The sequence below is a fragment of the Nocardia sp. NPDC049526 genome, assembly GCF_044465765.1.
Classification (GTDB): Bacteria; Actinomycetota; Actinomycetes; order Mycobacteriales; family Mycobacteriaceae; genus Nocardia.
Genome location: NZ_JBITMA010000006.1, coordinates 26,307 through 34,170, shown reverse-complemented (window position 1 = coordinate 34,170; position 7,864 = coordinate 26,307). Strand labels below are relative to the sequence as shown.

The 7,864-nt window shown below is 64.9% G+C and carries 5 protein-coding genes; 4 read left to right on the top strand and 1 reads right to left on the bottom strand.

Translation table 11 applies throughout. The features are described 5' to 3' along the window. The first annotated feature begins 513 nt into the window (after positions 1–513). From ACIBW7_RS19900 to ACIBW7_RS19885, 4 genes are all read left to right on the top strand, one after another. Positions 514–1,746: a PucR family transcriptional regulator gene (locus ACIBW7_RS19900; protein ID WP_397048254.1), complete on the top strand. Its 1,233-nt coding sequence runs from the start codon at positions 514–516 to the stop codon at positions 1,744–1,746. A gap of 128 nt (positions 1,747–1,874) precedes the next feature. Further along, entirely contained in the window at positions 1,875–3,353 is a 1,479-nt protein-coding gene (locus ACIBW7_RS19895; RefSeq protein WP_397048252.1) for a class I adenylate-forming enzyme family protein, read from the top strand. Between the two features lie 33 nt (positions 3,354–3,386). Beyond that, the gene (locus ACIBW7_RS19890) at positions 3,387–5,147 is read left to right on the top strand and encodes a DUF3556 domain-containing protein (protein WP_397048250.1); all 1,761 of its coding nucleotides are present in this window, start codon (positions 3,387–3,389) and stop codon (positions 5,145–5,147) included. Continuing rightward, positions 5,144–6,574, top strand: coding sequence for a phytoene desaturase family protein (locus ACIBW7_RS19885; protein ID WP_397048248.1), 1,431 nt, complete (start codon positions 5,144–5,146; stop codon positions 6,572–6,574). The genes ACIBW7_RS19890 and ACIBW7_RS19885 overlap by 4 nt, the downstream gene beginning before the upstream one ends. Here the strand turns inward: ACIBW7_RS19885 and ACIBW7_RS19880 are convergent. Next, positions 6,571–7,548 carry a TetR family transcriptional regulator gene (locus tag ACIBW7_RS19880; RefSeq protein WP_397048246.1) on the bottom strand — a complete coding sequence of 326 codons (978 nt, stop codon included), beginning with the start codon at positions 7,546–7,548 and terminating at the stop codon, positions 6,571–6,573. The genes ACIBW7_RS19885 and ACIBW7_RS19880 overlap by 4 nt on opposite strands. Between the last annotated feature and the right edge of the window lie 316 nt (positions 7,549–7,864).

The following is a 7,864-nucleotide window of genomic DNA, read 5'->3' as shown; positions in this document are numbered from 1 at the left end:
AATGCCATCCGGGGAGAACATTCGAGTACGCCAACTCAACCTTCTGCCAGACGGCGTCGTTGTCTCGGAGGACGATGGCCCGCGGCCCGGATTCATCCTGGAGCGGATCGCCGAACTGAAGCCGGTATTCCGGCCTGTTTCGGTGAAACCTTGAACATGCTGTTCACCGGTACGAACACCGGCAAACTCGTGCTCGCTGGGTAGAGCCATACTGTCCAGGTGACCGATACGGGGTACCGCTCGCGCGCGGACCAGACCCGAGCGCGGCTGCTCGACGCGGCGGTGTTGCCGTCCCTGAACGCGGGTTCCACGGCTCGACGACCCGCGACATCACATCGATCGCTCCAGTGAGCACGGGGGCAACTTACGTGTACCACCGTTCGAAGGAGGTCCGGAGCTTGATCGAGCGAGGTGCCGCCACCGGAGTGTTCGAGAACTCGAATACGGATCGTGGGCGTTCGGAAGTCGAGTCCGTCCGAGCCCGCTCGATCGTGAATATCACAGGGTGATCACATGCAGAGCGACGCCACAGAACTGCTCGCGCGGATCGCGGGAGGACTGAGTCGGCAGGCGCTGGCCTTGTCCGAACGTTTGACGGAGCAGATGCTCCAGATCGAGCCGGAGCTGCGCGGCGACAGCCGGGTGGAGTCATTGCTGCGTGCCAGCGTCACCGGCAACGTCGTGATCGCGTTGCATATCTACGAACTGGGGCTGGACATCGACGAGGTCGATGCGCCGGCGGAGGCGTTGGAGTACGCCCGTCGCATGGCCCAGCGCGGTACCTCGATCACCGCGCTGTTGCGGGCGTACCGCATCGGGCAGCGACTGTTCAACGACCACATGCTCGGTGAGATCACCGCCGCGACGAACGACCTCGACCTGGTCACAGCGACGGTGGCCGAAATGACCGACCGCTCGTTCGCCTATATCGATCGGGTCTCCCAGCAAGTCGTGACCGCCTACCAAGACGAGCGGGACCGGTGGCTGCAGAATCAGATGGCCGTCCGCACCGCTAGGGTGCGCTCGATCCTGTCCGGACAGCGTGTCGATCCGGGTGACAGCGAGCGTGCGCTGGGATATCGGCTCGACCGAACCCACTTGGGCCTGGTTGTCTGGTCCGACGCGGGATCCGATCAACTGCGTGCGGCCAAACAAGCGGTGACGACCATCGCCGATCAGTTGTCCTGCCAAGGACAACCCCTGCTGATCCCGGCCGACGAATCGACCCTGTGGGCGTGGCTCCCGCAACCGGAACTGGAAATGGATCCCGCCGCGGTGAGCATTCCGAGGGCGACATGGGTGGCGGTGGGCAGACCTGCCGCCGGGCTGGAGGGCTTCCGGCTGACCCATCGTCAGGCGACACAAGCGCAGGTGGTCGCGATGTCGGCGCCGGCACCGCAGCGCGCGTCGGTGTCTTGTTCGGCAAAGGTCGGGCCGATCGCGCTGATGTGCTCGGATCTGGCCGCCACGCGAGCATGGATCAGCGAAATCCTTGGGTCGCTGGCGCGTGACGACGATGCCACGGCACAGCTGCGCGAGACGGCCCGTGTCTTTCTGGACACCAACGGCAGCTTCCAGACAACGGCCGAGCGGCTGGTACTGCATCGCAATACCGTCCAGTACCGGATCCGCAAGGCGGAGGCGGTACTGGGGCATTCGCTGCGGGAGGGACGGCTGGACGTCGAGGTCGCCCTGCTGGCCTGCCGATGGCTGGGGTCGACAGTGCTGCAGTCCGCAGGTGACTGAGTCATCCGTCGTGCGGTGCGCACGATCGCTCCGGCTATGTTCGTGCGCTCGCGATATGGTCCAGGTCACATCACCTTCCTAACGTGTCGTTCACGCAAGTGAGCTGCTGCGTTAGCAAGGAGATCGACATGCACTTCGCCGCCCTCCCGGATGTACGCGCCGGGACCTTCCCCACCAACCCCTGTCTTGCCGACGACGACCGGGGGCGGATCACCAACGCCGAGTTCCTCGACCTCGTGCAGAAATACGCCGATCGGTTGTCGAAGGCCGGGATCGGTGTCGGCGATGTTGTCGCCGTGATGCTGCCCAACCGGCTCGAATTGATCGTGGCATTGTTCGCGGCTTGGCGGCTGGGTGCTGCGGCGACGCCGATCGCCCCGTCGCTTACCCCTGCCGAGGTGGAATATCAGCTGACCGATTCCCGCGCTCGCGTACTGGTCTGCGCGGACGACATCGAGTCCGGCGAGGTCAATGCCCCGCAGCGGCTTTCGGTGCCCGAGCTGGATCGGCACGAAGGCCGCGCCGGTGGCGCGGAGGCGACCGAGTTCTCGAACGAAGGGCTGGCGTTGATCATCTACACCAGCGGTACCACCGGACGCCCCAAGGGCGTCGAGCTGATGCAGGCGAACATCATGGCGATGGCCGAGACCATGGTCGCGGGCATGCGGCTGACCGCTGATGACCATAGTCTGCTGATTCTGCCGCTGTTCCACGTCAACGGCATCGTGGTCGGCGTGCTGTCGGCGCTGCTCGCCGGCGGCCAGACCACTGTCGCGGGCCGGTTCTCGCCGCAGACCTTTTTCGACAGGCTCGAGGCGGCGCGGCCGACCTATTTCTCTGCGGTGCCAGCCATCTACGCCATGCTGTCGGCGCTGCCGGAGGAGATCCGGCCCGACACCTCCTCGGTCCGCTTCGCCCTCTGCGGCGCGGCTCCGATGCCCGTCGAGCTGCTCACCCGATTCGAGGAGCGCTACGGCATCCCGATCTATGAAGGCTATGGCCTGTCAGAGGGGACATGCGCGAGCACGGGCAATCCGCTCGACGGTGTCCGCAAACCCGGCACCGTCGGTATCGCGCTGCCGGGCCAGGAGATCGCCGTCGTCGACAGCGACGGCAATTTCCTCAGTGACGGATCGGCGGGCGAGGTCGTGATCAAAGGTCCGACTGTGATGCGGGGATATTTGGGTCGGCCCGAGGAGACGGCGAAGGTGATCGTCGATGGCTGGCTGCACACCGGAGACGTCGGTCGCATCGACGCCGACGGCTACCTCACCCTGGTGGACCGAATCAAGGACATGATCATCCGCGGCGGAGAGAACATCTATCCCAAGGAGATCGAGTCCGCGATCTACACCCATCCACAGGTACTCGAGGCCGCCGTGATCGGGCGACCGCACCCTGTCTACGGCGAAGTACCCATCGCCTTCGTGTCCTATCGCGATGGCGTCGCGGTCGAGCCGGAACAGATGCTCGATCTTCTCCGGAAGTCCTTGGCCGGCTACAAGCTTCCCGAACTGATCGTGACCGTCGACGAGATCCCGAAGAACCCCGTCGGGAAGATCGACAAGCGGACTCTGCGCGCCCGCTCGGTCGAAGCGCGCCGCTGATTACCTTCCGTTCCCTCTCGAAAGACATCTGCCATGGGATTCACGAAACCGGATCTTCCGGACATCGACTACGCCGAATGGAAGACCCGCCCGCGCGGCGAACGGCTCCGCACCGTTGCGGAACACTGGGTCGAGCACGGCTTCGGCACCCCTTATGCCGTCTACCTGATTTACATCGTCAAGTGCGCCCTGTACGTCCTTGGCGCGGCAGCGGTAATCTGCCTGACCTCTGGACTCGGAGCGCTCACCGACATCACCTCGTGGTGGACTGAGCCGATCGTCTACCAGAAAATGGTCGTGTGGACCCTGCTGTTCGAAATCCTCGGGTTCGGGTGTGGGTTCGGGCCGCTCACCATGCGGTTCCTGCCGCCGATCGGCGGGCTGCTGTACTTCCTGCGCCTGGGCACCCTGCGCCTGCCGCCGTGGCCGGGAAAGGTGCCGTTCACTCGTGGTGACGAGCGCGGCATCATCGACGTCGCCCTGTATGCGGTCGTCATCGGATCCGGAATCTGGGCTTTGCTCGCCCCCGGTCATGGCGCTGCGCCGGTAGACGGCAGTCACGTAGGCCTGCTCGATCCCACGGTCGTCGTCGCTCTGATCGTCGCCCTCGGTGCGCTGGGGTTGCGGGACAAGACGGTGTTTCTGGCCGCCCGCCCCGAGCACTACCTGTTGATGCTGCTGATGTTCTTCGTTCCGTTCGCCGACATGGTGATCGGATTCAAGCTGGTCATGCTGGCACTGTGGTGGGGTGCGGCCACGTCCAAACTCAACCATCACTTCGGGCACGTGGTAGCGGTCATGATGAGCAACAGCCCGGTCATGCGGATCAAATGGCTGGAGCGCAAGATGTATCGCAACCCGCCGCAGGACCTGCGCCCGTCAGGGATCCCAGCCATGCTGGCACACGGCGGCACCATCGTGGAATACCTGGTTCCGGCCTACCTGGTCTTCCTCGGCCACGGCGGCCCGCTGACTTGGGCGGCGATCATCTTCATGGCGGTCTTCCACCTGCACATCATCTCCACCGTGCCGATGGGCGTGCCGCTGGAATGGAACATCTTCTTCATCTTCAGCCTGTTCTACCTGTTCGGACACTACGGCTACATCCATGTCTCGGGGCTTCGATCTCCGCTGGTGCTCGCGCTGATCCTGTTCTCCACACTCGTTGTCGTCCTCGGACATGTTCGGCCGCAATGGGTTTCGTTCCTGACATCGATGCGCTACTACGCCGGCAACTGGGCCACCAGCGCCTGGTGTTTCCGCGGGGACGCCGAGCTGAAGCTCGAGCAGCATGTGACCAAGAGCGCCGCGCTACCGGTCACTCAGTTGACCAAGCTGTACGGCCCCGAGATCGCCGACATCCTGATCCAGTCCGGGATGGGCTGGCGATCGATGCACACCCACGGCCGGGCGCTCAACGGTCTGATCACAAGGGCCGTCGCCAACGAAGACGACTACGCCATCCGCGACGGAGAGATTGTCGCCGGCCCGCTGCTCGGCTGGAACTTCGGTGAAGGGCACCTGCACAACGAACAGTTGCTGGCAGCGCTGCAGCGTCGCTGCCGGTTCGAGGAAGGCGAGCTGCGCGTCGTCATCCTCGAATCCCAGCCAATCCACCGGCAACGACAGGCATATCGCATCGTCGATGCCGCGAGCGGTGTCATCGAGGAGGGCTACGTGCTGATCGAGGACATGCTGGCCCGCCAGCCGTGGCCGGAGCCAGGTGATCCGTTCCCGGTTCACCCTCTTCGCCGCAACGACACCCAGGTGCTGCCCCCGGCGAGGGTCGAATGACCACGGCGATCGTGGTCGGCGCGGGGCCGAACGGGCTGGCCGCTGCCGTGACCCTGGCCCGCCACGGCGTCGAGGTCACCGTGCTCGAGGGTGCCGCCACCATCGGCGGCGGTACCCGCTCCGGCGAGCTCACCCTCCCCGGCCTGCTGCACGACCACTGCGCAATGGCCCACCCCATGGCCGTCGGATCACCGTTCTTGACCGGAATCGACGCGGCCCGATACGGATTGGAATGGGCGTGGCCGGAAATCGACTGCGTGCACCCGCTCGACGACGGTACAGCAGGAGTGCTGTACCGGTCCCTCGAAGACACCGCCGCGGGCCTCGGCGCCGACGGCTCGATCTGGCGCCGCCTGTTCGCCGGCCCCTCCGCTGGATACGAGCTGCTGGCGACCGATTTTATGCAACCGCTCCTGCGGATACCGTCACATCCGCTGCGGTTGGCACGATTCGGCATCCCGACCCTGATCCCCGCCGCCGGGCTCGGACGGTTGTTCCGGACCGCGCAGGGACGGGCGCTGTTCGCCGGGAACATGGCGCACGGCTGGCAACCACAGCACCGGATCCTTTCCGCGGCAATCGGTCTCGGCATCACCACCGCCGGCCATCGCTACGGGTGGCCGGTGGCGGTGGGCGGCTCGCGCGCAATCGCGGACGCCATGGCGGCCGCATTGACAGATCTGGGTGGAAAGATCGAGACCGGCCTCTGGGTCGAGTCGCTCGACCAACTGCCGCCGGCCGACCTCGTGATGTTCGATCTCGCCCCGGCCGCGATCGCCGACATCGCCGGTGACCGGCTGCCGTCGCGGGTCTCCCGAGCGTACCGGCGATTCCGACACGGGCCCGCCGCCTACAAGGTCAGCCTCGCCGTCGAGGGCGGCATCCCATGGACCAACCCCCACGCCGGCAAAGCGGGAAGCCTGCACATCGTCGGCAGCGCCGCCGATGTGGTTCGCGCCGAACGCGCAATCCATCGAGGCAGGCTTACCGACCGGCCCTTTATCGTGGTCGGACAGCAGTACCTCGCCGACCCCGCACGATCACGCGGAAATGTACACCCCATCGACCTGTACGCTCATGTGCCACAAGGATATTCGGAGGACGCGACCGACGTACTGCTCGACGCGGTCGAGCGGTATGCACCCGGGTTCCGGGACCGCATCGTCGCCATCACTGTGGTGGGCCCCGCCGCCATGCAGGCCTACAATCCCAACTATGTGGCCGGCGATATCCTCACCGGCGACAAGAACATTCGCCAACTGCTCTTAGGTGGACCACGCACCACCCTGCGCCCCTACCATATAGCGGACCGGATGTTCATCTGCTCGGCCGCCGTCCCACCAGGGCCGGGGGCGCACGGGATGAGCGGATACAACGCAGCATCGGCGGCCATGCGAAAGTTCGCCGCCTCCCACCTTTCCTCCTAGCCGTCAGGTTCGGCTACTCGGGCGGAGAGATCGAGATCCGCCGTAGTCATCCCGACACTCCCTCCGAAGGAGCCTGGGGGCACGACAGTTCGGGTTGTGTGTCCGCACATGATGTCGACGGCGAATTGCGCGTATTCGACGGCGATTTGTTGTTGAGAGACAGGGCCGACAGGGCGGAACCACTGCGGCAGGGAAGTGCACATGGTGGCGACTGCGCGGGCGGCTTCGCGTGGGTAGCGGGTGGTGAACTCGCCTGCCCGGATTCCGGCGGCAACTTGGTCGTCGATCATTCGCTGAACGTCGTTTCGCTGAGCAGCGATTCGGGAGCGGTTGGGTTCATCGACGCTGCGCATTTCGCTGGCACCGATGAACGCGAGGTCACTGCGGTGTGTGTGGAACAACGCGAGGGCTTCGACCATGTTGGCGAATCGTTCGACCACGGTGGCGCCGTCGTCGCGGGCTACCGGGATTCGCCAGTACAGATCGGACATCCCGAGGTCGAATATGGCGACGAGCAGGTCTTGTTTGCTCGGGTAGTAGTGGTAGACGCCGGCGACACTCATACCGGCGTTGGCCGCGATACTCCGCATCGTCGCGCCGTGGTAACCGGTTTGCAGAAGTGCTGTGATCGCCGCGTCGAGAGCAGGATCAAGTGTCAGGGGCTCAAAAGTGCGCCATGTTTGCCCGTCGCCGACCGACCGGGCGGGTGATGTGCCGGTAGCGTCGGCGGCTGATGGTAGCCGGGTGGCGAGTATGTCGACGGTGGAGATGCCGAGTTCGGCAGCGATCCGGTCGAGCCGACCGACGGTCAGTGGTGTCTTGTCGTTCTCGATGGCACTGAGGGTCCCGGCGCTGACGCCGATGTTGCGCGCCAGTTCGCGCAGCGAGACTCCAGCCGCCGTTCGAGCTTGGCGCACCAGGTTCCCCGCGCCGGTGCCGCCAGAACCTTCACGCACTATCTCTTGTTCAGGCACACTGAACATCCTACATCGCCCTTGAAAATCGGATTGCAGAAACACCAGCAGACGGCTTGACATCCTTCCGAAGTGCGGTGACGATGGTCACCATCTGAACAGCTACCTATCGAACGTACGGTTAATGTTCACATTCCGGGTGAACGGAAGGATGCGCAATGGCCGAGGCGCCCGCCCTTATCGACTTGCCGTGGGATTCGCCGACGAACCGGGGCACGTGTGGCTCTGATGACTGATGACGAAGCGAGGGCGCTGAGCTATCCGGCGGCTGAGGAGGTCCTGGGGGAGGCTCGGGAGACCACCGCGGGCAAGGTGT

Bases quoted from the DNA above. Each gene is read 5' to 3' on its own strand.
- ACIBW7_RS19900 (WP_397048254.1), top strand. From the start codon at position 514: ATGCAGAGCGACGCCACAGAACTGCTCGCGCGGATCGCGGGAGGACTG.
- ACIBW7_RS19895 (WP_397048252.1), top strand. From the start codon at position 1,875: ATGCACTTCGCCGCCCTCCCGGATGTACGCGCCGGGACCTTCCCCACC.
- ACIBW7_RS19890 (WP_397048250.1), top strand. From the start codon at position 3,387: ATGGGATTCACGAAACCGGATCTTCCGGACATCGACTACGCCGAATGG.
- ACIBW7_RS19885 (WP_397048248.1), top strand. From the start codon at position 5,144: ATGACCACGGCGATCGTGGTCGGCGCGGGGCCGAACGGGCTGGCCGCT.